The following is a 25,380-nucleotide window of genomic DNA, read 5'->3' on the forward strand; positions in this document are numbered from 1 at the left end:
CCGACTGGTGGCCCCGAGCTTGCCGAGGATCATCGACACCTGATTGCGGACCGTCTTGGACGCCAGCCGTCGTTTTCGGTGCAGCAGATTCTCCTGAGCCTCAGTCAGGCCACATTTCGGAAGGGCCGGAACGATTCTGCTGCACCGAAAACGACGGTGACCCCAGGTAAGCGCTCACCAGCCGCCATAGGGGACCGTGAGGATCTCCAGCCGGTGATCGTCGGGATCATTCCAATAGACCCCGCGGCCGCCGTCGTTATGGTTGATCTCGCCCTCCCGGCGATGGAACGGATCGGCCCAGAAGGTCAGCCCACGGGCCTTGATCCGGCCCCAGATGACGTCGAACTCCTCCTCGCTCACCAGGAACGCGTAATGCTCGGGGCCCTGGGGCGGATCGTCGACGTAGTCCAGCGAGGTGTCGCCGACCTGCACGGTGGCGAACGGGCCGAAAGAGCCCGGAGGTGCCAGCCCGAGCAATTCGGTGAGGAAGGTCGCCGAGGCGAGTTTGTCCGTGGCGTGGACGATGGTGTGGTTCAGCGTGACAGTCATGCCGATCTCCCCTCCAACTCCATGGTGCGCCCGAACGGCCGCGGAATCATCACCCCGGCGGCCCGGCTCGAGCTATGCCTCCGGGGGGTCTTCGGGGTGTTCCGGGCGCAGCGGCCCGGACGGGGTATCGAAATGGGGGAGCTTGCGTCCCTGGGTGCGCTCGTACCACTCGGCGTACGCCCCGACCGCTGTGGGCAGTGTCGGAAATACGTAGTCCGCACCAACCTCATCCACAACCCCGGCGCGATCGAGTTCGTGCCACAGATCATCCTTGACCCGCGCGAGGACCAACCGAACGCCCTCCTGCTCGAGCCGCTGGCGCAGGTCCGACAACGCGTCCATCGCCGTCAGGTCCACCTCGACATTCGCCTCGGCATTGAGCACCAACCAGTAAACCGGGCCGCGCTCCCGGGCCTCCTCCACCGCCGCATAGGCCCGGTGGGCGAAGTCATTGGCGTTGGCGAAGAAGAGGGGAGAGTCGTAGCGATACACCACCAGCCCGGGCACCTGGACCGCCTCGGGATAGTCGTCGATGTCGTGCATCCCGGCCACCGTGGGGACGTAGCCGAGGATGCCGTCATGCGGGTGCGCGATCCGGCGGATCAGGTCGAGCACCGACAGTCCGATGGCCACCCCGATGCCGACCAGGACGTCGAACACCAACACCGACACCGTCGTGGCCAGGCACAGCACCAGCTCGCTGCGCCGGAAGGCGGCAATGCGGCGCAGCTCGGCCACGTCGATCAACCGGACCGCGGCGAAGATGACCACCGCGGCCAGCGCCGCGGTCGGGAACGTCCCCACCAGCGGACCCAGCCACAGCAAGATCGCCACCACCAGCACCAACGACACCAGGGAATGCAGTTGGGTCCGGGCGCCCATGGTGTCCGCGATCACCGTCCGGCTCCCGCTGGAACTGATCGGAAAACCCTGCAGCAACCCGCTGGCCAGATTCGCCCCGCCGAGCGCCAGGAACTCCTGCCGACTGTCGATCCGCTCGTGATGGCGGGTCGCGAAGGCCCGGGCGGTCAACACGTTGTCGGTGTACGCCACCACGCTCATCCCGACCGCTGCCGGGAGCAGGGACCACGGATCCAGACCGGTCGGATCCGGCAGCCGCGGCGCCGGAATGCCGGCGGGCACCGCGCCGACCACCGCGACCCCCTGGGCGGTCAGATCGAACACGGCGACCACGATGGCGGCGGCCACCATGGCGATCAGCGGGCCGGGCCAGGTCGGGGCGAACCGGTGCAGCACGAACAGCACGATGAGTACGCCGCCGCTGAGCAGCAGGGTCGGGAGATGGAACTCCGGGAGATGCCGGATCGCGCTGGCCACCTCCTGGATCACATTGCCCGACGCGACCGGGATCCCGGTCGCCCTGGGGATCTGGCTGACGATCATCAGCACCGCGATGCCGGCCATATAGCCGACCAGCAGGGGTCGCGACAGCAGTTCGGCGAGAAAACCGAGCCGGGCGATCCAGCCGATCACGCAGACCAGGCCGACGGCGATCGCGAGAGCGGCGGCGACATCGGCGTACCGGGCCACGCCGACCGCGGTGATCATGGCACCCACGCCGGCCGCGGTCATCAGCGCCGTGGTCGATTCGGGGCCCACCGAGAGTTGTCGGGACGATCCGAGTAGCGCGTACACCAGCAGTCCTGGACCCACTGCCCACAGCCCGGTGATGGCGGGCAGGCCGGCTACCTCGGCGTACGCCATCACCTGCGGGACGAGGTACGCGGTGACGGTGATCCCGGCCAGGATGTCACCACGCAGCCAGGAGCGCCGGTAGTGCAGCAGGACGGCGACACCGGGAAGCAGGCGTTGCCAGCCTCGGGGACCGGGGCGTCGAGTCGGCGTCGGGCGGGCCATTGGTCAACCGTACTGCCGGGTTCGCCAACGCCGACGCGGGCCTCAGGCGTCGCGTTCCACCAGGCTGATCAGGCCTTCGCCCCAGTGCGTGGCGCGCTCGATCTCGCCCGGCTTGAGCGGACCGTCGGTGTCGGCGACCCAGAAGGACTCGCCGCGGGCGGCGTGCTCGAAACCGCGCCGGTGCAGGACCTTGTCCGCCGCCTTCGCCGCCGACCCCGGAAGCAGGGGCACCTTGACCCGGGTGTCGAAGGTGATCACCGGCAGGTCGGCCCGGGGTGACACCCGATCGATCCACTCCCGCAGGCCGGTATTGACAACAGCGGCCCCGTGATCCGCCGCGTCGGAGCGGGTCTGTTCGCGCGACATGCTGAACGCGTGGGTCGGTCCGCCGACCACCAGCAGGGTCACTTCGCCCGGAATCTCGGTAGGGGCCGTGTCGGTCCCCACGGTCTGCACCTGCTGTCCGCTGTTGCGCACCCCGGCGGCGATCGCCTCCGCGATCTCGGCGGTGTTGCCGTACAGAGATTCGTACACGATCAGGGTTGTCATGCCCCTGCACCCGCTCCCCGGAGCCAGGTCCACCGGAACGCCCGGTGGGTTGCTCCACCTCAATTCTGCGTCTGTCGCCGCCGCGACGCGCCGGGGTCGGCCGATGGTGACCGAGGTCACCCGGGTCGCCGTCGCGTCGGGGTGCGACCTCTCCGCAGCGATCCGACAGTCGCCCCGTGACGACGGCGCGTGCCGGCCGGCCCGCCTAGCGTGGGCAGCAGCGAGAAGGGGCACCCCATGCAAGGACATGCAACCATCATCGGCGCCGGGATCGCCGGCCTGGCCACAGCCATTGCGCTGCGCCGCACTGGCTGGACGGTCACCATCCGGGAGCGCGCACTGGCAATCTCGGCCGGCGGAAACGCACTGGGTATGTGGCCGGCCGCGATGACGGCACTCGATGCGCTGGATCTGGGGGATCGCGTCCGCGCTCACGCGGTGTACGCAGCCGGAGAACGGATCCTCACTCCCGAGGGTGCTCTGCAGTCCCACATCCCACCCAGCCGGCACGTCTACCTGATTTCGCGCCGGCGCCTGTTGGAAGTCCTCTACGACGCGGTCCCCGAGGGCTTGATCGCATGGGGAACTCCGCTGCGTCCCGGCGAGGATCTGCCGCCCGGCGACATCATCGTCGGCGCCGACGGGATCCACAGTGTCGTCCGGGAACGGCACTGGGGCACGACCACGGAACGATCGCTGGGCACGGTGGCCCTTCGCGGCGATATCTCCGGGGAGGTCAGCGGCGTGACCGAGACCTGGGGCCGGGGTGCGATGTTCGGGGTCACGCCGACCAGCGACCGACGGACCAACTGGTTCGCCTGTGTTCGCCCCGGTGTGCTTACTGCTACCGGGGACGGCGTCGCTGCGGACCTGCGAGAGCATTTCGGAACCTGGCATCCTGCGGTCTCGGCGGTGGTGCACCGGATCACCGACCAGGACGTGGATGCCCGCGACCTGTTCGATGTGCGCCACCGTGGTTCGTACGCCAAGGGACGGGTCGTGCTGATCGGTGACGCGGCGCATGCGATGGCACCGGACCTGGGCCGGGGCGCCTGCGAAGCACTGGTCGATGCGCTCACCCTGGCCGAGCAGCTCTCCGGCGCCGATACTCCCGCGCCGGCGTTACGGCAGTTCGATCACCTCCGACGGCATCGCACTCAGCGCTACGTCGCGATCTCCCGGATGCTCAACCGCCTCTCGACCGGGACCCGGGGGATCCACGTCCGCACGGCACTGCTCGCGCTGCTGCCCAGCGCGGGATCGGCTGCCCAGCGGACCGAGCCCGTCCGAAGCTGACCGTGGACCGTCCCGGCGGAAAGTCGCCCCCGGGCGACTGCCGGGCCCAGCTCGCCGACCTACGATGGCAGCATGATCGAGGACGATCGCAGTCGGCTCCCGGCTCCCTCGTGGTTCGACGCGCTGTTGGGGCTGATGGTCACTGTCGTGGTGTCCCTGTTCATCGCCGCGGATATCGGGGACGGCACCGCCGACGGCTGGGCCTACCTGTGGGCGGTCGGGCTCGGCGGCCTCATGCTGGTCCGGCGTCGGTACCCGGTGTTGGTGGTCATCCTCTCGGCGGTGGCGGTGATCGCGTACCACGCTCTCGGTTACCCGCCGATCGGAATCGCCGTCCCGCTGGCGACGGCGGTCTTCTCCGCCGCTGAGGCTGGTCGCGCTCCCGTAGCGGTCATCGTCGCGGCGAGCGTGGTCATCGTCTCGGTGTCGTATCGGCTGCTCGTGGGCCAGAATCCCGCCTTCGTGCTGGCGTACGAGTTGCCCGGGACCGCCCTGCTGCTCGGCGGGGCGATCGTGCTCGGCGACAGCGTACGATCCCGGCGTGAGTTGCGGCGGCGATCGGAGCAGATCGCCGAGCTGGTCCGCGCGCAGGTGTCCCGGGAAGCCGAACAGCGCCTGTTGGGGGAGCGCCTGGGGATCGCCCGGGAACTGCATGATTCGGTCGGGCACGCCCTGACCGTGGTCAATCTGAACACCCAACTGCTGGAGGAGGCGCTGCAGGACAGCTCCGATCCCGCGGTGCAGCGGTCGCTGGCAGCGATCGCACGGACCACGGCGGCGACCTTCGCGGACCTGCGCCGCACCGTCGCCAGCCTGCGTCGCGAGGATCCCGGCGGTACACCGCTCGGGTTGGCAGACCTGGCGAGCGCCACCCAGCCGGCCGAGCAGAACGGACTTGCCGTGCACACCAGCGTGACGGTGCGTTCGGCCCTGTCGGCGACCCTCGAGAACGCCATCTTCCGGATCGTCCAAGAGGCGATCAACAATGTCGTCCGCCACGCCGATGCCTCCCGCGTCGAGGTGGTGGTGGCCGAGACCGACCAGGAGGTCAGCGTGCGGATCAGCGACGACGGCAGGGGGAATCCCGAGCAGATCAAACCCGGCGCCGGAATCGCCGGGATGGCCGAACGGACGCAGTTACTGGGGGGCCGCTTCACCGCGGCCGGCGGGGATCACGGCTTCACCGTCTGCGCTGCGTTTCCCCGGGAGGTGGCGAGGTGACCACAGTCATTCTGGTCGATGATCAGGACCTGGTCCGGGAGGGCCTGCGGGCCCTGCTCACCCGCGACGAAGCGATCCGGGTGGTCGCCGAGGCCGCTGACGGGCGCCGCGGCGTGGACGCGGTCCGACGCTACCGGCCGGATGTGGTCCTGATGGATCTGCGCATGCCGGTGCTGGACGGGATCGCCGCCACCGCGGAGATCACGGCGGATCCCGCCCTGGTCGGCACAGCAGTGGTCGTCCTGACCACCTTCGACGAGGACGGCGACATCGTGTCGGCGTTGCAGGCCGGGGCGGTCGGCTACCTGTTGAAGAGTTCGACCCGCGACGATCTGCGCCAAGCGGTTGTCCGTGCCGGAGCCGGGGAACGGCTGCTGTCGCCCAGCGTCCTGGCGCAACTGATGGATCTGGTTGCCGGCGGGTCCGCGGCGCCGGTTCCCGACCCCCGGCTGGCTCTGTTGAGCGAGCGCGAGCTCGAGGTGCTCACCCGGGTCGGTCAGGGGGACACCAACGCCGAGATAGCTGCCACGCTCTTCCTGAGCCCGGCCACGGCGCGAACCTATGTCAGCCGCATCCTGGCCAAACTCGGCGCCCGGGATCGGCCGGAACTGCTGGTGATCGCCCATCGCTCCGGGCTGGTACCGCCTTAATGTCGTCCGATGTTCGCTCCGAGGTCGCCCCGGGGCGTTCGCCCTGTCGCCTTCGGGGTGACAGGGCCCGGAGTCGGATTTTTCTACCGTGGTGGCATGACTTCAACCACTGAATCCTCCGCCACGCCCACGCAGAAGCGGCCCGGGCTCGGGCTGCCGTTCCTGGCCCTGATCGGACTTGCGGCGCTCGGCCTGCCCCGGGTGATCCTGCATGACCTCCACCTCATTCCCGAGTTCGGGCCGATCACCTGGGTGCTGGCCCTCGCGCCGGTCGCGATTTGGATCGTGGTCGCCGTGGCGGCCAAGGTCCCGAACGCCTTCGTCACCGTGCTGGTCATCGGCGTGATCTTTGCCGTGCTGCTCGTGGCGACCCACCAGATCCTGTGGACCCAGGCCTTCGCCGCGCAAGGCCTACCCACCGTCGGCACCGGCGCCGCGGCTACCGTGATTCCGCGCTTGGCGGCGATCCCGAGCGGCTTGATCACCGGCACCCTGATCGGGGTGATTGGCGGACTGGTCGCCTGGGGCACCCAGGCACTGACCCGGCGGATCGCCGCGAAACGCTGACCGCAACCAAGTGATCATATTGCAATCTATTTATATGTGTGATGGAATGAACCCATGGACACCGAACCGGGGCTGGCCGAGGCAGCCGATCTGTTCAAGGTCCTCGGCAATGTGTCGAGGCTGGGGCTGCTGCGCCTGATCGAGCAGCAGCCGCGTACGGTCGGCGCGCTCACCGAGGCCTCCGGGCTGTCCCAGCCACTGGTCTCGCAGCACCTGCGGACACTGCGGCAGTCGGGCCTGGTCACTTCGAGCCGGAACGGCAAGGAGATCAGGTACGCACTGACCGACGTGCACGTCAGCCACGTGATCGCCGATGCGATCACGCACGTCCAGGAGACTCTCGCGGATTCCGCGGAGAAGGAATCGACCACCATCAACAAGGAGACAGCATGAGCGAGCACAGCCAGGCCGAGCACACCACCACCGAGCACGAGCACGGCGCCGACTGCGGCCACCAGGCCATCCAGCACGGCGACCACGTCGACTACCTGCACGACGGGCACCGCCACGCCGCCCACGGGGATCACTACGACGAGCACGACGAGCAGGCCGAGCACACCACCGCCGAGCACGAGCACGGCGCTGACTGCGGCCACGAGGCCGTCCAGCACGGTGACCACGTTGACTACGTCCACGACGGGCACCGCCACGCGGTGCACGGTGATCACTACGACGAGCACTGAGTTGCTCGACTGAGTGCAGTCTGTCCGAGGATGGCGGCGGGGTGCGGGATTCGGTTCCCACACCCCGCGCGCATGTTCGGCGGTCGGCGTCAGCGTCGTAGCACGAGCCAGAACGTCGTCGAACCCAGGCGTTCCAGCACCAGCCCCACCTGCTCCGCCTCCTGGGCGACCACGGTGGGAGAGGGGTGGCGAAACTCGAATTCGACCACATCCTCGACCAGGACGCGTTCCCCGTCGAGGGTCAGGTAGGTCATCCGCCAGCGCATGAGCTCGGTGCCGACCGGTCGCCCCTCGGCAATCCCGCGATAGCTCAGGTCACCGACCCGGACATCGGCGAAGACGGCCGGGGGCACCACTGCCGGACGCGGTGGGGACTGCAGATCGATCAGGGCCGCGCCGCCCGGCGGTAGTCGATCGCCGAGCTCGGCCAGCAGGGCCGCCCGTTCCCCGGCATCGAAATGGCCGATCACACCCAGCGCGATCGCCCCGCCCAGGTGCTCCGGCAGCGGCGCGGCGAAGAAGTCCTCCGGACGGACGGTGACCCGGTCGCGCCACTGCGGATGAGCGGCGATCCGGGCCAGCGCCAGGGCGCGCATGGCCCGGCTGGGTTCCAGGGCCTGGACCCGGGCCTCGGGCAGCCGCTCCAGCACCACCGCGGTGTTCAACCCCGACCCCGCGCCGATATCCAGGATCGGCCCCTGTTTCGGCCGCAGCCGGGGGAGCAGCAGTTCCAGGGCGGCCAGTTGGCCGGGGCGAGCGGAGCCGTTGAGCAGGTCATAGGCGCCCGCGGTCACCGCGTACGGGTCGATCGTCGTCACGGGCTCAACCTAGCCCATTGCAAATGACTCCCACTAGCTATAAGCCCCGATGGCGTCGCGCGCGACGCCGCGGATCTCGAGGATCTTGGTGATCGGGGTCCCGGCCAGGGCGGGACTGCTGGCGGGATCGGCCCAGACCCGGGCCCGCAGTATCTCCAGCAGGTGAGCCGCCTGCTCCGCGGTCTCGAAGTCGAGGTCGACCACGACATAGCGCAGGTCCTCGGTGGGTTGCCGGACGGTATCCCGCAGTACGCCGGCACGGGTTCGCAGGTCGGCGAATCGGTTGAAGGCGGTACGCCAGGTGTCGTAGTCGGTGATCGGGTGCTCGATGTGAAGAGTGAACATGTCTCCACGATCGCCGCGCGCCGGCGGTGGCACCATCCCAGATCCCTGGGTAGCTCGATCCGGGGCAGCACCGGGCCGCAGTAGGCTGCCGGTATGGCCGCACGGGTGTCGCCGGACCGGGTCGCCGCGATGATCCGGGCGCGCTGCCGGGCCGGGTTGGACGGGCGCGAGTTGCGGATCGCGGTGATCGAGGATCTGCGCCGCGTGCTGGCCTTCGACCAGTACGTCTGGGTGCTGACCGATCCGCTCACCTGGGTCGGGGTGGATCCGCTGGCGGACGTTCCCGGGGTGCGCGACCTGGCCCGCACGATCCGGCTCAAGTACGCGACCGCGGTGAATCGCTGGACCACCCTGAGCGATGTTGCGGGGCTGGGGGAGCGGGCTGCGGAGAGTCCGTTGTGGCGCGAGGTGCAGCGTCCGCTCGGGGTGGTCGACGTGGCCTCGGTGGTGTTTCGGGACGCGTACGGCTGCTGGGGGTTTCTCGATCTGTGGCTGCCCGAACCCCTTGACCCCGCGTACCTGCGGCTGCTGCACTCGGTGGAGCCCGAGCTGACCGGGGCCCTGCGCGCGGCTCGGGCGGCGACGTTGCGGATCCTGCCTGCGGGTCCGCTCATCCCGACCGGGCCGGCCACCCTCGTGCTGGCCGACACCCTGGCGGTGCAGGGCAGTACGGCCGGGATGGCCGACCGGCTGCAACGGCTCCTGCCCGGCGCGCCCGGGATGTCCCCGGTGCCCGCGGCCGCCCTGAACGCCGCGGCGCAGTTGCTGGCGGTGGAGGACGGGGTCGACGCACATCCGGCCGAGGCACGCACCCATCTGGGCGAGGGTCGGTGGGTCGTGGTTCGCGCGGCGCGACTGGATCCGCCCGACCCGAGCGCCCCGGCCGGCCGGATCAGTGTGGCGATCGAGCCGGTCACCCCGGCCGAACGCCTCGACCTGTGCGTCCGCGCGTTCGGTTGTACGCCCCGGGAGGCCGCCATCGTCCGGCTGGTCGCCCGTGGCCTGGACACCGCGAGCATTGCCGGCGAACTGCACCTGGCGGCGTACACCGTCCAGGATCACCTCAAGGCAATCTTCACCAAGGCCCAGGTCGCGTCGCGGCGCGACCTGGTCCCCCTGCTGGCGGGCTGACCCCGGGCGAGCCGAATCCCCTCACCCCTGATCGGGGCCCTGGTCCACCCACTGGACCAGTTGCCAGATCAGGCCGTTGGGATCGGTGAACTGGCAGAACCGTTCACCCCAGGGCTCGGTCTCCGGCGCGGTCACCACCTGTGCCCCGGCGGCGCGGATCCGTTCGAACTCGGCGTCGAGGTCGGCGAGTTCGAAGACCAGGAGCAGACCCTGTCCGGCCGGGCCGGCCTTGTCGGCGGGTTTGAAGGTCGACAGGCCGGTGGCGAGGAAGATCAGATTCGTCCCGGTGTCGGGGTGGGTCAGCGAGACAAATCCGTCGGCGGCCATCTGCTCGGTGAAACCGAGGTGGGTGGTGGCGAAGCCCGCGGAGGCGGCCACGTCGGGAACATTCAGCGACACGGCGGTTCGGGTGATCTGCATGGGGTGCCCCTTCCGATAAACTACGTACACTGTACATTGTTATCGTCCTGAGGAGAAGGTCCATGCCCAAACCGTTGGTGGATCTGCTGTGGCGCGAGCACCCCGCGGCGCCGAAGGGCGGCAGCCGCGGGCCGCGCACCAGGCAGCCGCTGTCGGCCGTGGTCGCCGGGGCGATCGAGCTCGCCGACGAGTTCGGCCTGGATGCGATGACGATCCGCGCCCTGGCCCAACGCCTGGGCATGTCACCCATGTCGCTCTACACCCACGCCAACAGCCGGGACGATCTGTTGGTGCTGATGGCCGATGCCGCGTACGCCGCGATGGCCCCGGCGGCGTACCGGGTGGCCGACTGGCGGGATCGGGTGACGCAGGTGGCGCAGGCGTACCGGACGCTCCTGCTCAACCATCCCTGGCTGCTGCAGATCCGCGATCCGCGGACCGCCCTCGGTCCCGGGACGATCGCCCGGTACGACCATGAGCTGCGGGCCTTCGACGGCACGCAACTCAACGACGTGCAACGCGACGCAGCGCTGACCTTCGTGCTGGATTTCGTCGAGGCCGGCGCGGCGGCCCAGCTGGTGCCCACCACGGATTTCGGTGCGGTGTGGACGGAGTCGGCCGCGGCCCTGGGCCGGTACGTGGGGGAGGACTACCCGCTGGCCCGCCGGGTCGGCCAGGCTGCGGGGGCCGCCCTGGGCGCGCCGTACAGCGCCGCGGACGCGTGGCGGTTCGGGTTCGAGCGGGTCCTGTCCGGCCTGGCCGCGCTCATCGACCGGCCCGGCGGTGACGACAGCCCCCGCCACTGAGCGAGCACGACTCAGGCGAGTCCGGACTGAAAGGCGAAAACCACCAACTGGGCGCGGTCGCGGGCCCCGAGTTTGATCATCGCCCGACTCACATGCGTCCGGGCGGTCGCCGGGCTGAGCACCAGCCGCTCGGCGATCTCCTGGTTGCTGAGCCCCTCGGCGACCAGCGCGACGATCTCGGCCTCGCGGGCGGTCAGGTCATGGATACGGGGATGCGGCGCGAGCGGACGCCGCTGCTCGGCGACGAACTCGGCGATCAGGGTACGGGTCACACTCGGCGCCAACAGCGCGCCGCCGTCGACGACCGTCCGGATCGCCTCGAGCAACCGGACCGGCGCGGTGTCCTTGAGCAGAAAACCCGACGCGCCCACCCGCAGCGCCTCGAACACGTAGTCGTCGCGCTCGAAGGTGGTCAGCACGATCACCCGGGTCTCGCCGAGCGCGGGATGGGCGATGATCCGCCGGGTCGCCTCCAGACCGTCGATCCCGGGCATCCGGATGTCCATCAGGATGGCGTCGGGGCGGACCCGGACCGCCTCCCGGACCGCGGCGAGCCCGTCGGCGGCCTCCCCGACGAAGGTGAAGTCGTCCTCGTTCTCCAGCAGCGTGCGCAGGCCGATCCGGACCAGATCCTGATCGTCGGCCACCATCACCCTGATCATCGTCGGCTCCGCACTGCCGGTCCCTCCTCGGCTGCCATCCTGCTCCCATTGCACCAGACCGGGCCGAGGGCCGCGTACGCCCCGCAACGTAACCGGGAATACGACCTCGGCACGGCGACTGCGACCGCCGCGGCGACCACGCTGGTGGGCATGAACACTCGCACCTCGACGCCGCTGATCGGCGCACTGATCTTTCTGTTGCTGTACCTGGCCGTCTCCCCGGTCGCCGGCGCTTTCAGCATCGGCGACCTGCCGTTGCCCGGCTCCCCGCCGGCGACGGTCCACGACTATCTGGCCGTCAACACCGTCCCGTCGCTGCTGACCGGACTGCTGCAGGCTCTGTCCGGAATCGGGCTGGCCGTGGTGGTCGGCTCCCTGCCCCGGGCCGTCGATACCGACGCCGCCCCGCTGCGGACCGGCGTCCTCGGCCGGCTCGCCGGGTGGATCGCGGTCGCGGCCATCCTCCTCAGCGCCGCGCTCTCGGTCGTCCTCGGGCTGATCTCGCCCACCGCCACCACCGACACCGTCGCCCTCATCCGCAACTTCTCCTTCTACTCCGGTGGGGTCACCCATGTGGTGGCCCTGGGCGTGTTCGTCCTGGCGATCCTCGCCTTCCACCGCAGCGGCAAGGCACTCCGCGTGCTGGCCGCGATCGCCGGCGGCCTCGCCGTGGCATCGGTGCTGTCCACGGTGATCTTCTACGCCTCGCTGTTCCTGCCGGTCGGCCGATTGGCGTGCATGGTGGTCCTGGTGGTCGCCGGCATCATCGTCGCGCGCGGCCGCAGCATCCCGGCGGTCGCCGAGGGTGACCGCCCGCGTACCCGCGCCGGACACTGACATCCCACCGCTGGAGAAGGGAAAGTCCCATGTTCGAAGGAACCGTCACCTCCGCCGATGGCACCCGCCTGGCCTACACCGCCTGGGGTGCCGGCGCGCCGATCGTCATCATCGACGGAGCCACCGCCCACCGGGCCACCACCGCCGAGAACCCGGCGACCGCAGCACTGCTGGCCGATGAGTTTCTGGTGATCAACTACGACCGCCGGGGCCGCGGCGACAGCGACGACCACCTGCCGTACGCCGTCGAGCGGGAATTCGAGGATCTCGCCGCGATCATCGAGCAGGCCGGACACGCCCGTCCGACGACGGTGTTCGGCTGGTCCTCCGGCGGCAATCTCGCGCTGAACGCGGCCCAGGCCGGGGTCCCGATCGCCCGGATCGCGGCGTTCGAACCCAACGCGGCCGTCGACGACACGCGGCCGCCGCTGCCCGGCGACTACGTCGAGCGCCTGGACGCCGCCGTCGCGGCGGGCCGGCCCGGGGACGCGGTCGCGCTGTTCCTCACCGAGGCGGTGCTGCTGCCGCCGGAGCTGGTCGCGGGCATGCGCGAGGAGGACTGGTGGCCGGGTCTGGAGGCGATCGCGCCCACCATCGCCTACGACGGCCGTCAGGTCGGCGACGCGCTGTCCGGGCGACCCCTGCGGCCCGATTTGTGGAACCGGATCGACATCCCCGTCCTGGTGCTGCACGGCATCGACACCTGGCCCGCCCTGGCGGCCGGTGCCCGCGCCATCGCCGCGCACCTGCCCACCGCCACCCTGCGCCCGGTGCCGGGTCAGGAGCACAGCACCACCCCCGACGTCCTGGCCGCGGCCCTGCGAGACTTCATCAAGGAGAACTGACATGACCAACGCTGATCCGGCACCCACTCCCGAGAATCCGGGACGGGTCGTACTCACCGAGTTCATCTCGATCGACGGCGTCGTGGAGGCGCCCGGCGGTGAGGACTTCAAATATCCCGACTGGAGCTTCGCCTTCGACCGGGGCCCCGACGGAGAGCGGTTCAAGCAGGACGAGGCGCTGAACTCCGCCGCCCTGTTGCTGGGCCGCAAGACCTACCAGGGCTTCGCCGAGGCCTGGCCGCACGAGCAGGGTCCGCTCGCCGAGAAGTACAACACCATGCCCAAGTACGTGGTCTCCGGTACGCTCACCGCCCCCGAATGGGCCAACACCACGGTGCTTTCGGGCGACCTGGTCGCGGAGGTGACCCGGCTCAAGAGCGAGATCTCCGGCGAGATCTCGGTCGCCGGCAGCATTCAATTGGCCCACGGCCTGCTCGCCGCGGATCTGGTCGATGAGATCCACCTGATGGTCAGCCCGATCATCCTCGGTCATGGCCGCACGCTGTGGGGACCGACCCCGGACAAGTCGGCCTGGCGGCTGACCGAGGCGACCGTGTTCGGCGACAGCACGCTGCTCACCACCTACCGGCGGCGCTGAGGTTACGCCGGGAGGGACACCGCTACTCGAAACTGCTGCTGCGACGGGTCGATCGTGATCGACCCGTCGACGTCGTGCACCCGCCGCCGCATCCCGGCGATGCCGAAACCCTCCTGCAGGTCGCGGTTCGAAGCGGCGGCATTGACCACTTCGATGGTCAACTCCTCGGTGCCGTACCCGACCCGGACCGCGGCGGACCGGTCGCTGGCATGCTTGGCGACGTTGGTGAGTGCTTCCTGGATCACCCGGTACGCCGCGAGGTCGACCGCCGGGGCGAGCGTACGCCGCTGCCCGCTGATGCTCAGGTCGACCTCGATGCCGGACTCCCGCATCCGGGCACACAGGTCGCCGAGCCGGCGCATCCCCGGGACCGGCGCGAGCGCATCGCTGCGGGTGATGCCGTCGGGCGCGATCGTGGCCAGGGTCGTCCGCAGCTCGGCCAGGGCCTCGGCGCTGGTCCGGCTGATCGCCGCCAGAGCGATGTCGGCCTGCTCCGGCTTGCGCGTGCGGACATGGCGGGCGATATCGGCCTGCATCTGGATCGCGGCGAGGCCGTGTCCGACGATGTCGTGGACCTCGGAGGCCAGCCGTACCCGCTCGTCGTTCAGCACCCGCCGCTCGGCGTCGGCGCGCTGACGCTGCGCGGCCTCCACGGTGAGCCGGCGGGTGACCCCGATGCTGAACGGCACCACCAGCCAGGCCGCCCCGGGGATCAGCGCCAGCACGCCGTCCACGGGTCCCTTGGCCAGCAGATGGGACAGCAGCAGGGGCAGCGCGATCGTCCCGGTGAGCAGGGCCGGGCGCAGGCGTACCTGCCGGGCCAGGGTGTAGGTGGCGACCGCCAGACACACCAGCATGGGGCCGTACGGGTAGCCCAGCCACAGATACAGCGAGGTCAGCAGCACCGTCGCCGCGAAGGATCCGATCGGTCGGGCCCGCACCCCGGCGGCGAGTGCGGTCAGCGTCACCAGGGCGTACGCCCACCCGTCGACCGGTCGGGTCTGATCACCCCACAGCGGCAGGAAGGGCAGGGTGCCCACGCCGAGGACCAGCAGCACCGCTGTCCGGACCGCGTCCCCGATCAGTTCCCGCCGACTGCGCGTCACCACTCCATGCTGACACCTCGGTCGGGGCGTTCCAATGGCCGCGGGGCCGGGGGTCCACAGCTACGTCACGGGGCGTAGTCGCAGCGCCGTCCGACGTCGGACGCGGGCCCGGCCGGGGCGTGGGAGCGTCGAAGGGTGGGCAGAGCGCCCACCGGGTACGCCGCCCGGAACCGCGCCGGCGTACATCCGACCGAGGAGGATTCCGATGCCTGTGATCGAGCTGCCCACGGCCACCCTGGAGTACACCGACAGCGGCGGCGACGGGCCGGTGCTGGTGCTGCTGCACGGACCGATGCTGGACGCCAGCATCTGGGACGACGTGATCGACCTGCTGCCCGAGCTGCGTTGCATCGCCCCGACGCTGCCGATGGGGGCGCACCGCTATCCGGTTCCCGACGACCTCACCAATGAGTCGCTCACCCGGTTGGTCGGGGCGCTGCTGGCGGCCCTCGACCTGCCCGAGGTGACCCTGGTGCTCAATGACTGGGGTGGGGCCCAGATCTTCGTCGAGCTGGGTCTGGCCGACCGCATCACCCGCCTGGCCCTGGTGGCCTGTGAGGCGTTCGACAACGTGCCGGCCGGTGCTCCGGGACGAGCGCTGGCGCGGCTGGCCCGCCTTCCCGGCGGGCTGGCCCTCCAGGCCCAACTGACCAAGCTGCGCCCGGTGCGCCGGCGGCTGGCCGGCGAGATGGCGGCGCATCCAATCGCCGACGGCCGGCTGCAGCGCTGGTTCGAACCGTCGCGCGATCCGCGGATCCGCGAGGATCTGCGGCGGTTCAGCGCCCGCTTCCCGATCCCGGCGACCCGGGACTGGTCCAGCGGCGTGGGGGAGTTCACCGGCCCGGTGCTCATCGCCTGGGCCGAACAGGACCGGATGATGCCCGCCGAGCACGGCGTCCGGCTGGCCGAGTTGCTGCCGCAGGCGGTCCTGGTCCACATCCCCGACGCGGCCACGCTGGTCCCGCTGGACCAGCCGCACGTATTGGCGCGGCACCTGCGGGACCTGGTACAGCGCCCCGGCTGAGCCACCGGCGGTGCGGGACCGATCAGTCGGCAGGTGCGGGGGATTGCGCATGCTTGGGTCGATAGGTACGCCCGAAACTGCGTTCGGCCCCCGGGTAGATGTCGACCAGCTCCCACTCGTACCGCCGGCCGCCGGGCACATCGAAGATGCGCACCCCGTCGCCGAGAAACACCGGGGCGACGAACACCTGCAACTCATCGATCAGGTCGAGTTCGAGGGCCTGCCGGGCGAGATCGGCACTGATGATCTGCAGGTCCTTCTCCCCGGCGGCCTGTTTGCCGATCCGGATTGCCTCGGCGATGTCGCAGGTCAGCGGAACGAGCCCGGGTCCGGGGCTGCCCGGCGTGATGACGCGGGGATCGTTCGCGAGTTCCTCGGGGCGGTGGGTGAGGACGAACTCGATCCCGGTCCAGGCCCCGCCGTAGGCCTCGGAGGTGAGATCGTCGCGTACGCCCCGCTGGGCCAGCGCCGCGTCGTAGCCCCGGCGTCCGGACAGAATGGCCCCGACCGCCTCGGCCAGGCGTACGGTGATGTCGCTGTCGATGTCCTCGGCGGTGGACAGCCAACTCATGTCGTGGTCGGGACCGGCGATGAAACCGTCGATCGAACAGGTGAATCCCCAGGCGACCTTGCCCATGATTCCTTCCTTCCGGCCGCCGCCCGATGTGGGGCGGCGGCTCTTGCCTCGATGGGGATGGGTGATGTTCCGGCGGGCCTTGTGCTCACAGCGGCCCGAGCACCGTGGCGGGATCGGCGGACAGGGCCAGCGCGTCGAGCACGGTGAGGAGTTGCCGCTCCTCGTAGGCGAAATGACTTTCCATGATCGCCGCGATCCCCTCGAGATGCCGGTCGATCTCCCGGCCGGAGGCCCGGCCGAGGGCCTCCTGGACGGCGGTCACCAGGTAGGCGATCATCGAATGGTCCTGCATCAGGTACCGCAGGGTCTCCTGCAACCCGGGGTGGGCCTCGGCGATCGCCGGGAACAGCAGCCGGTCCTCGCCGAGGTGGTGATCGGTCAGCGCCCTGCAGAAGCCGCGGCAGTACAGCAGCAACTCCCGTGCAGCGGGTTCGGCGGATTCTCCTGCCGCGACCGCGTCCCGGGTCACCTGCAGCGCTTCGCGCAGGCGTTCGTGGACGGTGCGCAGTTCTTGACTCCAGGCCACCAGCCTGGTCGGGTCGCCCTCAGTCACGGGAGGGCGAAGGGACAGACGCCATGGCGTCACGCTCCTTCGGGTTCGGCGCCTCCATGCCTGACACTGGCTGCCACCGGCACGCGACGCTCCCACCACGGTACGTGGCGATCTGCGCGGTGCAAACCCGGTGCCTCGGGTCACGCCGGGCCGCCCAGCGGCGGGCGCGTCAGCACGGTCGGCCGATACTCGACGATCTGGATGCGGCCGTCGAGGGTTCGGTGATCGATCATCTCGAGGGCCACGTCGGGGTAGCCGTCATAGATCCGTTCGTCACCGGTGGCCCCGGTGATCACCGGGAAGATGCCGACCCGGAATCGGTCCACGAGTCCGGCCCGGAGCAGGGATCGGCACAGGCTGAGGCTGCCGAGCGTACAGAGCAGCCGGGAGCCGTTCTGCTTCATCGCCCGGACCGTCTCGACGGCGTCCTCGCGGATCAGGGTGGAGTTGGCCCAGGTCAGGGGTGCTTCGAGTGACGCGGAGAAGACCACCTTGGGCGCCTGGGTGAGTCCGTCGACCGATGCTTCTTCGTCGGCGGTGAACGCGTCCTGGTCACCGGGAATCTCGCCGGCGGCAAAGCCGGACATCAGCCGATAGGTGTTGGCGCCCATCAGATAGGTGACTTCGGGCTGCTCCCCGAGCCAGCCGAGGTACTCCGGGCCCTCCAGACCCCAGAACCCCGGCCAGCCGTCTCCGGAGGCGTAGCCGTCGAGGGTGGTGATGAAGTCGACGAGAAGTTCTGACATGGCAGTCACACCTCTCCGGTCTTGTTCGGGTCGTACGTGCTTGCGGCCATGGTGTCCTCTTCACTGCGTTGTGATGCAACCTGCCGGACGGTTCCACCGCGAATGTTCACGGTGTTAACATCTACGGTAAGTTGATCGGACGGACAGAGTCAATGGCTCGAGCGAGGAGGTCTGATGTCCCCGGGCAACTACCACCACGGCGATCTGCGGGCAGCCCTGATCACCACCGGGCTGGAACTCACCCGCCAGGGCGGGCCGTCGGCACTGAGCCTGCGCGAGGCCGCGCGGCGGATCGGCGTTTCGCCGAACGCGGCCTATCGACATTTCGCCAATCACGGTGCACTGCTGGCCGCGGTTGCCGCCGAGATCCAAGACCGGATGGCCACGGCCATGCGCGCGAAAATGTCGGCCGCCACGGGGGGCCCGGCCGTCCGTGCGGTCGCCGAACTTCGGGGCGTCGGCCTGGGCTACGTGGGGTTCGCTCTCACCGAGCCCGGCTGGTTCCAATTGGCGTTCTTCACCCCCGACGGGGTGGACCGGCCCGACGGGCGGATTCCGCCGCCACTGACCCTGCTGCATCACGCCCTGGATTCCCTCGTTGCGGCGGGAGTACTGGCCCCGGCCCGCCGGGCGGGGGCGGTGTGGTCCTGCTGGTCGACGGTCCATGGGTTCGCCGAGTTGGCAGTGCACGGCCCGCTGCGCGCCGAGTCCGCGGAAGTGCTCGAGCAGCTGGGCGAGCGCGTCGTCGACGACATCACCGCCGGCGTGCTGGCGCAGGCGGGGACCGGACGTCAGAACCCGGTCGAACCGAGTAGTCACCAGACATGATCGTCGTTTTCGGTGCAGCAGATTTCGATGCGCGGGTCTCGTGAAATCTGTTTCTCCCAGTCAGCGCGATTCGGGGTGCAGCGGTCGAGATTCTGCTGCACCGAGAACGACGGTGAGGCCATCCACTACATACCCCCAGGGGTATAATTCCAGCCATGACCACACGGCAGATCACCCTGAACACCCTCGAACCGACAATCAGTGCGGGCGGGATCGTCCTGCTGGACTTCTGGGCGGCGTGGTGCGGACCGTGCCGCAGGTTCGCACCAGTCTTCGAGAAGGCGGCGGAGAAGCACCCGGACATCGTGTTCGGCAAGGTCGATACCGAGGCCGAGCAGGAACTTGCCGCCGGATTCGGCATCACGTCGATCCCGACCCTGATGGCGTTCCGGGACGGCATCCTGGTTTTTGCGCAGCCGGGTGCCCTCAACGCAGCCACACTGGACCAGGTGATCGACGCCGTCCGCGGCCTGGACATGGACGAGGTCCGGGCCCAGGTGGCTGCCCAGAGTGCCCCGGAGACGTCGCGATGACCTGCGCGTCCAGCCGGACCCAACGCGTCGTGCGGGGGATCGTCGCGCTCTTCATGGTGGCCTACGCGGTGAGCACCCTGCCGACCGCTCCGGTCCTCGGCATCGCGGCCGCAGTCATTGCGATCGGCATTGCCGTCAGTGCGGTCACCGGCGCCTGCCTGACGAACCCGCTACAGCTCCGCGGGAAGCAGGAACCGACCTCGTTCGGCTTCGACGACGCCCGCAAGGTCGTCGACCTGTCCACCCCCAGCTCCGCCCCCACGACCGCGAATGTCGAGCAGCGCGGCTGTTGGGTGCGGCGGGATTCGGCCGACGTGCGGTGAAACACCCGGAGCACCCCGACCCGGTGCAGTGGGCCGGGCCGCTCCGTCCGGCGTGACCCCGAGGGGCTCACGTGGCCCCGCGCTGCGGTCGGGGCCGGCCGAACAACAACAGCAGTGACGCGGCGGCGATCACCAGGAGCGCGCTGAGGCCCGCCGCCACCTGGAATCCGTCGGTGAACGCCTCCCGGGCCCGGCCGAGCAGGTCGTCAGCCAGCGGCGCCGGCACCGGCGCGGCGGCCCGGCCGGCCGCACTCAGGTTCTCCTCGAACAACGCGACCACGGCCGGCGACGTATCGCCGGGGACGGTTCCCGCGACTCGGAAGCGGTAGGTGGCGGTGATAACGCCGCCCAGCAGGGCGATGCCGAGGGCGCCGCCCAGCTGCGAGATCGTGCTGGCTACCGCCGCTGCTCGGCCGGAGCGGTGCGGCGGTGCGGCCCCGATCATCAAGTCATTCGACAGTGCCATCAGTGGGCCGAGGCCGGCCGACACGATGAGAGCCCCGCCGATCAGGATCGGCAGACTGCCCGTTCCACCGACCCGGGTCAGAATCAGGTACCCCGCCCCGGTGACGAGCAGGCCGATAGCAATGATCAGCATGGGCCGCACGTGTCGCGCAAGGTGCGGCGCCACGCTCGAACCGAGGATCACACCGAGCGCCGAGGGGGCGGTCCACAGCCCGGCGGTCAACGGCGACAGGCCCAGCACGAGTTGCAGGTACTGCGCGATCGCATAATTGGACCCCCACAGCACGAAGATGCCGAGCCCGAGACTGGCGCCGGCCAGGGCGAACGTGCGGTTTCCGAACAGGGAGAGATCCACCAGCGGCGCGGCCAGCCGCCGCTGCCGTGCGACGAACGCGCCCGCCAGCAGCACGCCGGCCAATACCGCCACCGCGGCCCACCAGGACCACCCGAGAGTGAGCATCTGTTTGATGCCCTGGACCACTGCCAGGATGGCCGCGATCGACAGCAGGGCGCTCGGGACGTCCAGCCGGCCGCCCCGTGCACCACTGCGCCCGGGCACCACCAGCGGGACCGCAACCAGGGTCACCACAATCACCGGGACCGCCAGCAGGAAGACCGAACCCCACCGGAAGTGATCCAACAACCACCCGCCGACCAGCGGCCCCAGCGCCGTGCCCCCGGAAATCGTGGCGACAATGGCGGCGATCGCGGTGGCCCGCTGCTTCGGGTCGACGAACAGACCGGCGATCAGCGACAGGATGGAGGGCATCAGAGTCGCCCCGGCCACCCCCATCAGTGCCCGGGCGGCGATCAGCACTTCAATGCTGCCCGCGTACGCCGCCAGCAACGACGCACATCCGTAGCCGGCAGCGCCGACCAGCAGAACTCGTCGGGGCCCGACCCGATCACCCCAGGCACCCATCAGGATGAGACATCCCGCCAGCACAAAGGCGTAGATGTCGACGGTCCACAGCAGCTGACCACTGGTGGCGGGCAGGTCGCGAGCAATCGAGGGCAGTGCCAAGTTGGTGATCGTCAGTTCCAGGGAAGCCAGCAGGGCGGGCAGGGCCAGGACGGTGAGGGCGAACCACTTGCGGCCCCCGACATGGCGAGCTGCGGTCTCGGCGACGGCGTGGGCAGTCGAGTCGGTCATGCTCTCGAGCTTCCAACTTCACCTTAACTTGAAGTCAAGACAGCTCTGCCGAGCAGGTCAACCCTCTTGTTGAACAGCAATGTACGAGTTAATCTGAAAGGGAATCCTCGCCCCAGGAAAGGCGGGTGGTCCCCGTGGCTGCTCCCGCGCCGGCCGACGCCGCGGCCCTGCCGTGCCGACGGGCGACTCCGACCACGGGCAGAGCTGAAGATCCGTCCGGGTGGCGACGCCGTGACCCGGCCCCATCGGGTGTGCTGGAGGGCATGGAATCGATTTCCGGGACTGCGCCCGAGGCCGTGATCAGTGTCCGTGGGCTGACCAAGGCGTACGCCGGCCGGGTCGTCGTCGACCACGTCGATCTGGACGTGTTTCCCGGCGAGATCGTCGGCCTGATCGGAGCCAACGGCGCCGGAAAGACGACCGCGGTCGAATGCCTCCAGGGCCTGCGTCGCCCCGATGCCGGGAAGATCCGGGTGCTGGGCCTGGACCCCGCCCGGGACGGGCCGCTCCTGCGCGCCCAACTGGGCAGCCAGTTGCAGGATTCCGGGCTCCCCGATCGGATCCGGGTCGGCGAGGCGGTGGAGTTGTTCGCCGGACCCGGCGCCCAGGAACCCGGTCCGCTGCTGGAACGCTTCGGCATCGCCGCCCGGGCCCGCACCGCCTACGCGGCGCTCAGCGGCGGGGAACGGCAGCGGCTGTTCCTGGTGCTCGCCCTGCTGAACCGGCCCCGGCTGGTGATCCTGGACGAACTGACCCAGGGGCTGGATCCCGCCGCCCGACGCAGTGTTCGGGCGGCCGTGGCACAACTGCGCGACAGCGGCGTGACCGTCCTGCTGGTGACCCACGAGGTGGCCGAGGCCGAGGCCCTGTGCAACCGGGTGGTCGTGATGAAGGCCGGGCGGATCCTGGACCGGGGGACACCGGCCGAACTCATTGCCCGCCACGGCGGACATGCCATCATTCGCTTCGGCCTGCCCCGGCTGGACAACGCCACGACCGCGGCCGCGTTGCAGCAACTCAACCGACTCCCGGCGGTGCAATCGGTCACCCACGCCGAGCACACCGTTACCGTACGCGGCGGGCGGCCCGCGATCGCACATGTCGGGGCCTGGCTGACCGGTCGACCCGACCCGATCCCGGACGACCTCGACGTGGCACTGCCCGACCTCGAAGGGGCACTGCTCAGCCTGCTCACCGAGCCGGACCGGACGGCGGTGGCGGCATGACGACCACGACGCTGGATCGACCCCGGGCCGGGGCCGGAGTGACCCGCCGGCTGCTGGTGCAGGAACTGCGCCTGGTCGCCCGCGACCCGTTCACCCTGACCTTCACCCTGGCATTTCCGATCGTGGCAATGCTGGTGGTCGGGGGCGCCTTCGGCACCAGACCCGCCCATGGCTTCCCGCTGAATCCGTCGCACTGGTACATCGCCTCGTACTTCACCGTGATGATCGGGGCCACCGGTCTGGTGCTGCTGCCGGTGCACATCGCGTCCTATCGGGAGCGCGGCGTACTGCGGCGATTCGCTGCGGCCGGGTTCCCGCGCTGGTCCTTCGCCCTGGCCGAGCAGGCCCTGGGGCTGATCGCCGTCGCGGTGGCCGGGGTGGCGTTGCTCCTGGTGGCCGCGCCGGTGTACGGCGTACCCGCGGTGCAGGATCCGGTACGCGTGGGTGTCGGCATGCTGGTCGGGGCCATCGCGTTCGTCAGCATCGGCGTACTGCTGGGGACGGTGCTGCCGTCCGCCCGGGCGGCGCAGGCGATCGGGCTGCTGCTGTACTTCCCGTCGCTGCTGCTGGGGGTCGGTGGGCCGCCGACGTTCGTGATGCCGCCGGTGATGCGAGCCATCGCCGAGCACCTGCCGCTGGCCCTGGTCAACCGCTCGATCCGCGATCCCTGGCTGGGACTGGGCGACGGCACCGGGCCGCTGCTGATCGTGACCGCGATCGCCGTGCTGGCGACGATCCTGGCGATGCGTCGGAGCCGATTGTGACCCTCGCTCGGATTCGCGCCGCCGACTGGCTCCTGGTGCCGGCAGCCCTGGCCGTTCTCACCGGCGCAGGGGCGATCCTGGCCGGCCGGGGCCCGGCCCTCGCCCTGCTGCTGGCGGCGCTGGCCGGTGGGATCAGTATCGGCCCGGCGCGGCGGGGCAGTACCGGCCGACGCCTGGCGGCAGAGTTGATCGGCCCGGGGTTCGTCGTGGTCGGGGCCTGCTTCGCCGAATCCCGCACGGTGGGCTGGTTCGGGCTGTGCGTCCTGGTCGGCTGGGTCGCGCTGCGGGCCCGAGTGGTGGTGGCGCTGGTCGCGGCCGGGGCGGCGGTGGCGGTCTTCGTCGTCCAATTGGCCCTGGTGAGCCACGAGCCCGGCTGGGTGACCTGGATCGCCGGGGTCTGCTTCACCGCCGGAGCCTGTGTGTTCGCGCGGCGCGAGCGGGTGCTCCGGGAGCGATTGCAGGCCGCCGACGCGGAACTGGCCCAGCGGGCGCGCAGTGCCGAGCGCGGCCGGATCGCCCGGGAGATGCACGATCTGGTCGGCCACAGTCTCACCGTGACCCTGCTGCACCTGGGCAGCGCCCGGCTCGCGCTCGCCGACGACCCGGACGCCGCGGATCTGGACGCCATCCGGGACTGCGTGGCTGAGGCCGAGCAGGCGGCCCGGACCAGCCTGGAGGACGTGCGGGCCGCGGTCGGGCTGCTGCGGGCCAGCGGGGAGACGTACGCCGGGCCGGCCCCCACCGCGACCGATCTGCCCGACCTGGTGGAGTCCTATCGCCATGCCGGGGTCGCCGTCGAGCTGAGTCTCGCCGGTGATCCCGCCGGGCTCAGTGCGGGCCGGGGGCTCACCGCGTACCGGATCGTGCAGGAATCGCTCACCAATGCCGTACGCCACGGCGGAGGTCCGATCCGGGTGGAGGTGGAGGTCGGGACGCCGCAGGTCCGGATCGCGGTCCGGGACGCGGGCCCGCGGGGCTCGACCCGGGCCAGGCTCCGGCCCCTGCGCAGTTCGGTGGGCTCGGGCGCCGGCGGCGGTACCGGGCTCGCGGCGATGCGGGAACGGGCCCGGGCCGTCGGCGGCGAGCTCAGCGCCGGACCGGACGCCGCGGGCTGGCTGGTCGAGGCGGTGCTCCCGGTATGACGCTTCCCGACCCGGCGTACGAACCGAGCGAGGCGCCCGAGGCGTACGAACCGACCGAGGCAGGGCGGGCCCAGCCGGTCCGGGTGCTGGTGGTCGACGACCAGGAACTGATCCGTGCCGGCCTGCGTGGCATCCTGCGGGAGCGCTACGGCTTCCGGATCGTCGGCGAACTCGCCGACGGGGCCGGCGTCCTGGATACCGTCGCCGCGACCGAACCGGACGTGGTGGTGATGGACGCCCGGATGCCCGGGGTCGACGGTCTGGCCGCGACCAGGCGGCTGCGCGCCGCCGGGGTCGCGGTCCCGGTGCTGATGCTGACCACCTTCGACGACGAGGAGATCCTGGCCGGATCGCTGCGCGCGGGAGTGGCCGGCTTCCTGCTCAAGGGGGCGCCGGCGGAGGACCTGCAACGAGCGATCCGTACGCTGGCCACCGGCGGGGCCTGGTTGGATCCGGCGGTGACCGGTCGAGTGCTGCTCGGGTACCGGGAAGGGATCGCCCCGGTCCGCCCCGGGACCCAGGTCGACCTGCTGACCCCGCGGGAAAGGGACGTGCTGGCGCTGATCGGAGCCGGGCTGTCCAATGCCGAGATCGCGGCCCATTTTGTCCTCGCGGAAGGGACGATCAAAACCCACGTCGGTCACATCTTCACCAAGCTCGACCTGCGGGACCGGGCCGCGGCGGTGATCTTCGCCTTCGATCACGGCCTGGTACGCCCGGGCGTACCCCACGAACCGGCGCTGGATCAGCGCTGAGTGGTGGGATCGGCGAACGCCCATGCGGATCGGAGCTGACGCCCTCGCGGGTCCCGCACCGGGCCCTGAGATTGGGACTGCGGCTGGGCACAGACGCGACCGGATGGGGCGAGGCCGAAGCAGGCCCCCGGGCGGCTCGGGGGCGTGATGCTCAGGACCTCGGGAGGTAGCCGGCCTTCGTGATGGCGGCACGGACCTCGTCGGGATCCACCGGACCGGTCACGGTGACCGTGGAGACGCCGCCGGAGGTCAGGTCGACCTCCACCGCCG

At 70.3% G+C, this 25,380-nt stretch carries 31 protein-coding genes; 19 read left to right on the forward strand and 12 right to left on the reverse strand.

Annotation, left to right across the window (positions count from 1 at the left end):
• Positions 1-174: 174 nt before the first annotated feature.
• From G531_RS0108590 to G531_RS0108600, 3 genes are all read right to left on the reverse strand, one after another.
• Positions 175-549: a VOC family protein gene (locus G531_RS0108590; RefSeq protein ID WP_026926934.1), complete on the reverse strand. Its 375-nt coding sequence runs from the start codon at positions 547-549 to the stop codon at positions 175-177.
• Between the two features lie 72 nt (positions 550-621).
• The gene (locus tag G531_RS21460; RefSeq protein WP_051215264.1) at positions 622-2,427 is read right to left on the reverse strand and encodes a SulP family inorganic anion transporter; all 1,806 of its coding nucleotides are present in this window, start codon (positions 2,425-2,427) and stop codon (positions 622-624) included.
• A gap of 42 nt (positions 2,428-2,469) precedes the next feature.
• Positions 2,470-2,976, reverse strand: a complete 507-nt coding sequence (locus G531_RS0108600) for a flavodoxin domain-containing protein (RefSeq protein WP_026926935.1) — start codon at positions 2,974-2,976, stop codon at positions 2,470-2,472.
• A 237-nt stretch (positions 2,977-3,213) separates the two neighbouring features.
• Here G531_RS0108600 and G531_RS0108605 point away from each other — a divergent pair, with 237 nt between their 5' ends.
• The 6 genes from G531_RS0108605 to G531_RS0108630 all read left to right on the forward strand — a co-directional run bounded on the left by G531_RS0108605 (position 3,214) and on the right by G531_RS0108630 (position 7,393).
• A complete protein-coding gene (locus G531_RS0108605; protein ID WP_026926936.1) occupies positions 3,214-4,272 on the forward strand; it encodes an FAD-dependent monooxygenase in 1,059 nt (352 codons plus the stop codon).
• A gap of 72 nt (positions 4,273-4,344) precedes the next feature.
• Entirely contained in the window at positions 4,345-5,493 is a 1,149-nt protein-coding gene (locus tag G531_RS0108610; protein WP_026926937.1) for a sensor histidine kinase, read from the forward strand.
• Complete coding sequence (locus G531_RS0108615) at positions 5,490-6,143, forward strand: response regulator transcription factor (RefSeq protein WP_026926938.1); 654 nt, start codon at positions 5,490-5,492, stop codon at positions 6,141-6,143. The genes G531_RS0108610 and G531_RS0108615 overlap by 4 nt, the downstream gene beginning before the upstream one ends.
• Positions 6,144-6,239: 96 nt before the next feature.
• Positions 6,240-6,710, forward strand: coding sequence for a hypothetical protein (locus G531_RS21465; RefSeq protein WP_051215265.1), 471 nt, complete (start codon positions 6,240-6,242; stop codon positions 6,708-6,710).
• A gap of 54 nt (positions 6,711-6,764) precedes the next feature.
• Positions 6,765-7,103 (forward strand): ArsR/SmtB family transcription factor, encoded by a 339-nt coding sequence (locus tag G531_RS0108625; protein ID WP_026926939.1) that lies wholly within the window; start codon positions 6,765-6,767, stop codon positions 7,101-7,103.
• Entirely contained in the window at positions 7,100-7,393 is a 294-nt protein-coding gene (locus tag G531_RS0108630) for a hypothetical protein (protein ID WP_026926940.1), read from the forward strand. The genes G531_RS0108625 and G531_RS0108630 overlap by 4 nt, the downstream gene beginning before the upstream one ends.
• Before the next feature lie 89 nt (positions 7,394-7,482).
• Here G531_RS0108630 and G531_RS24490 read toward each other — a convergent pair whose 3' ends face one another.
• Positions 7,483-8,211, reverse strand: coding sequence for a class I SAM-dependent methyltransferase (locus tag G531_RS24490; RefSeq protein WP_026926941.1), 729 nt, complete (start codon positions 8,209-8,211; stop codon positions 7,483-7,485).
• Positions 8,212-8,244: 33 nt separating this feature from the next.
• Positions 8,245-8,556 carry a hypothetical protein gene (locus tag G531_RS0108640; RefSeq protein WP_026926942.1) on the reverse strand — a complete coding sequence of 104 codons (312 nt, stop codon included), beginning with the start codon at positions 8,554-8,556 and terminating at the stop codon, positions 8,245-8,247.
• A 93-nt stretch (positions 8,557-8,649) separates the two neighbouring features.
• Here G531_RS0108640 and G531_RS0108645 point away from each other — a divergent pair, with 93 nt between their 5' ends.
• Positions 8,650-9,687 (forward strand): helix-turn-helix transcriptional regulator, encoded by a 1,038-nt coding sequence (locus tag G531_RS0108645; protein WP_051215266.1) that lies wholly within the window; start codon positions 8,650-8,652, stop codon positions 9,685-9,687.
• Between the two features lie 21 nt (positions 9,688-9,708).
• Here G531_RS0108645 and G531_RS0108650 read toward each other — a convergent pair whose 3' ends face one another.
• Positions 9,709-10,107 carry a VOC family protein gene (locus tag G531_RS0108650; protein ID WP_026926944.1) on the reverse strand — a complete coding sequence of 133 codons (399 nt, stop codon included), beginning with the start codon at positions 10,105-10,107 and terminating at the stop codon, positions 9,709-9,711.
• A 62-nt stretch (positions 10,108-10,169) separates the two neighbouring features.
• Here G531_RS0108650 and G531_RS0108655 point away from each other — a divergent pair, with 62 nt between their 5' ends.
• On the forward strand, positions 10,170-10,913 hold the full coding sequence (locus tag G531_RS0108655; protein ID WP_026926945.1) for a TetR/AcrR family transcriptional regulator: 744 nt from the start codon (positions 10,170-10,172) through the stop codon (positions 10,911-10,913).
• An 11-nt stretch (positions 10,914-10,924) separates the two neighbouring features.
• Here G531_RS0108655 and G531_RS0108660 read toward each other — a convergent pair whose 3' ends face one another.
• Entirely contained in the window at positions 10,925-11,575 is a 651-nt protein-coding gene (locus G531_RS0108660) for a response regulator (protein WP_026926946.1), read from the reverse strand.
• Positions 11,576-11,725: 150 nt separating this feature from the next.
• Between G531_RS0108660 and G531_RS0108665 the strand changes: the two genes are divergently transcribed.
• From G531_RS0108665 to G531_RS0108675, 3 genes are read left to right on the forward strand one after another with little or no spacing between them, the layout of a single operon-like run.
• Positions 11,726-12,412: a hypothetical protein gene (locus tag G531_RS0108665; RefSeq protein WP_026926947.1), complete on the forward strand. Its 687-nt coding sequence runs from the start codon at positions 11,726-11,728 to the stop codon at positions 12,410-12,412.
• A 29-nt stretch (positions 12,413-12,441) separates the two neighbouring features.
• Entirely contained in the window at positions 12,442-13,257 is an 816-nt protein-coding gene (locus tag G531_RS0108670) for an alpha/beta fold hydrolase (protein WP_026926948.1), read from the forward strand.
• Position 13,258: 1 nt separating this feature from the next.
• Entirely contained in the window at positions 13,259-13,855 is a 597-nt protein-coding gene (locus G531_RS0108675) for a dihydrofolate reductase family protein (protein ID WP_051215267.1), read from the forward strand.
• A gap of 2 nt (positions 13,856-13,857) precedes the next feature.
• On the opposite strand, the gene G531_RS0108680 is transcribed toward G531_RS0108675, so the two are convergent.
• Complete coding sequence (locus G531_RS0108680; protein ID WP_035758379.1) at positions 13,858-14,961, reverse strand: sensor histidine kinase; 1,104 nt, start codon at positions 14,959-14,961, stop codon at positions 13,858-13,860.
• A gap of 205 nt (positions 14,962-15,166) precedes the next feature.
• Here G531_RS0108680 and G531_RS0108685 point away from each other — a divergent pair, with 205 nt between their 5' ends.
• The gene (locus G531_RS0108685; protein ID WP_026926951.1) at positions 15,167-15,985 is read left to right on the forward strand and encodes an alpha/beta fold hydrolase; all 819 of its coding nucleotides are present in this window, start codon (positions 15,167-15,169) and stop codon (positions 15,983-15,985) included.
• 22 nt (positions 15,986-16,007) lie between these two features.
• Here G531_RS0108685 and G531_RS21475 read toward each other — a convergent pair whose 3' ends face one another.
• From G531_RS21475 to G531_RS0108700, 3 genes are all read right to left on the reverse strand, one after another.
• Entirely contained in the window at positions 16,008-16,622 is a 615-nt protein-coding gene (locus G531_RS21475) for a dihydrofolate reductase family protein (RefSeq protein WP_035758380.1), read from the reverse strand.
• 85 nt (positions 16,623-16,707) lie between these two features.
• Positions 16,708-17,175 carry a hemerythrin domain-containing protein gene (locus G531_RS0108695; protein WP_026926952.1) on the reverse strand — a complete coding sequence of 156 codons (468 nt, stop codon included), beginning with the start codon at positions 17,173-17,175 and terminating at the stop codon, positions 16,708-16,710.
• A 140-nt stretch (positions 17,176-17,315) separates the two neighbouring features.
• Entirely contained in the window at positions 17,316-17,921 is a 606-nt protein-coding gene (locus G531_RS0108700) for a dihydrofolate reductase family protein (protein WP_026926953.1), read from the reverse strand.
• A gap of 174 nt (positions 17,922-18,095) precedes the next feature.
• On the opposite strand from G531_RS0108700, the gene G531_RS21480 reads away from it, so the two are divergent.
• The 3 genes from G531_RS21480 to G531_RS0108715 all read left to right on the forward strand — a co-directional run bounded on the left by G531_RS21480 (position 18,096) and on the right by G531_RS0108715 (position 19,605).
• Positions 18,096-18,749, forward strand: a complete 654-nt coding sequence (locus G531_RS21480; RefSeq protein WP_051215268.1) for a TetR/AcrR family transcriptional regulator — start codon at positions 18,096-18,098, stop codon at positions 18,747-18,749.
• Between the two features lie 155 nt (positions 18,750-18,904).
• On the forward strand, positions 18,905-19,282 hold the full coding sequence (locus G531_RS0108710) for a thioredoxin family protein (protein WP_026926954.1): 378 nt from the start codon (positions 18,905-18,907) through the stop codon (positions 19,280-19,282).
• Positions 19,279-19,605 (forward strand): YgaP-like transmembrane domain, encoded by a 327-nt coding sequence (locus G531_RS0108715; RefSeq protein WP_026926955.1) that lies wholly within the window; start codon positions 19,279-19,281, stop codon positions 19,603-19,605. Before G531_RS0108710 ends, G531_RS0108715 begins: the two co-directional genes overlap by 4 nt.
• 67 nt (positions 19,606-19,672) lie before the next feature.
• On the opposite strand, the gene G531_RS21485 is transcribed toward G531_RS0108715, so the two are convergent.
• Positions 19,673-21,223, reverse strand: coding sequence for an MFS transporter (locus tag G531_RS21485; protein ID WP_035758383.1), 1,551 nt, complete (start codon positions 21,221-21,223; stop codon positions 19,673-19,675).
• A 263-nt stretch (positions 21,224-21,486) separates the two neighbouring features.
• Here G531_RS21485 and G531_RS21490 point away from each other — a divergent pair, with 263 nt between their 5' ends.
• Genes G531_RS21490 through G531_RS0108740 form a run of 4 tightly spaced genes read left to right on the forward strand, consistent with a single transcriptional unit; the run spans position 21,487 to position 25,110 of the window.
• The gene (locus G531_RS21490) at positions 21,487-22,449 is read left to right on the forward strand and encodes an ABC transporter ATP-binding protein (protein WP_051215269.1); all 963 of its coding nucleotides are present in this window, start codon (positions 21,487-21,489) and stop codon (positions 22,447-22,449) included.
• Positions 22,446-23,213 (forward strand): ABC transporter permease, encoded by a 768-nt coding sequence (locus G531_RS0108730; RefSeq protein ID WP_051215270.1) that lies wholly within the window; start codon positions 22,446-22,448, stop codon positions 23,211-23,213. The genes G531_RS21490 and G531_RS0108730 overlap by 4 nt, the downstream gene beginning before the upstream one ends.
• On the forward strand, positions 23,210-24,355 hold the full coding sequence (locus tag G531_RS24495) for a sensor histidine kinase (protein WP_051215271.1): 1,146 nt from the start codon (positions 23,210-23,212) through the stop codon (positions 24,353-24,355). The genes G531_RS0108730 and G531_RS24495 overlap by 4 nt, the downstream gene beginning before the upstream one ends.
• Complete coding sequence (locus tag G531_RS0108740) at positions 24,352-25,110, forward strand: response regulator (RefSeq protein ID WP_081683970.1); 759 nt, start codon at positions 24,352-24,354, stop codon at positions 25,108-25,110. The genes G531_RS24495 and G531_RS0108740 overlap by 4 nt, the downstream gene beginning before the upstream one ends.
• Positions 25,111-25,380 lie beyond the last annotated feature (270 nt).

Source organism: Granulicoccus phenolivorans DSM 17626 = NBRC 107789 = JCM 15570, assembly GCF_000423085.1.
Lineage (GTDB): Bacteria > Actinomycetota > Actinomycetes > Propionibacteriales > Propionibacteriaceae > Granulicoccus > Granulicoccus phenolivorans.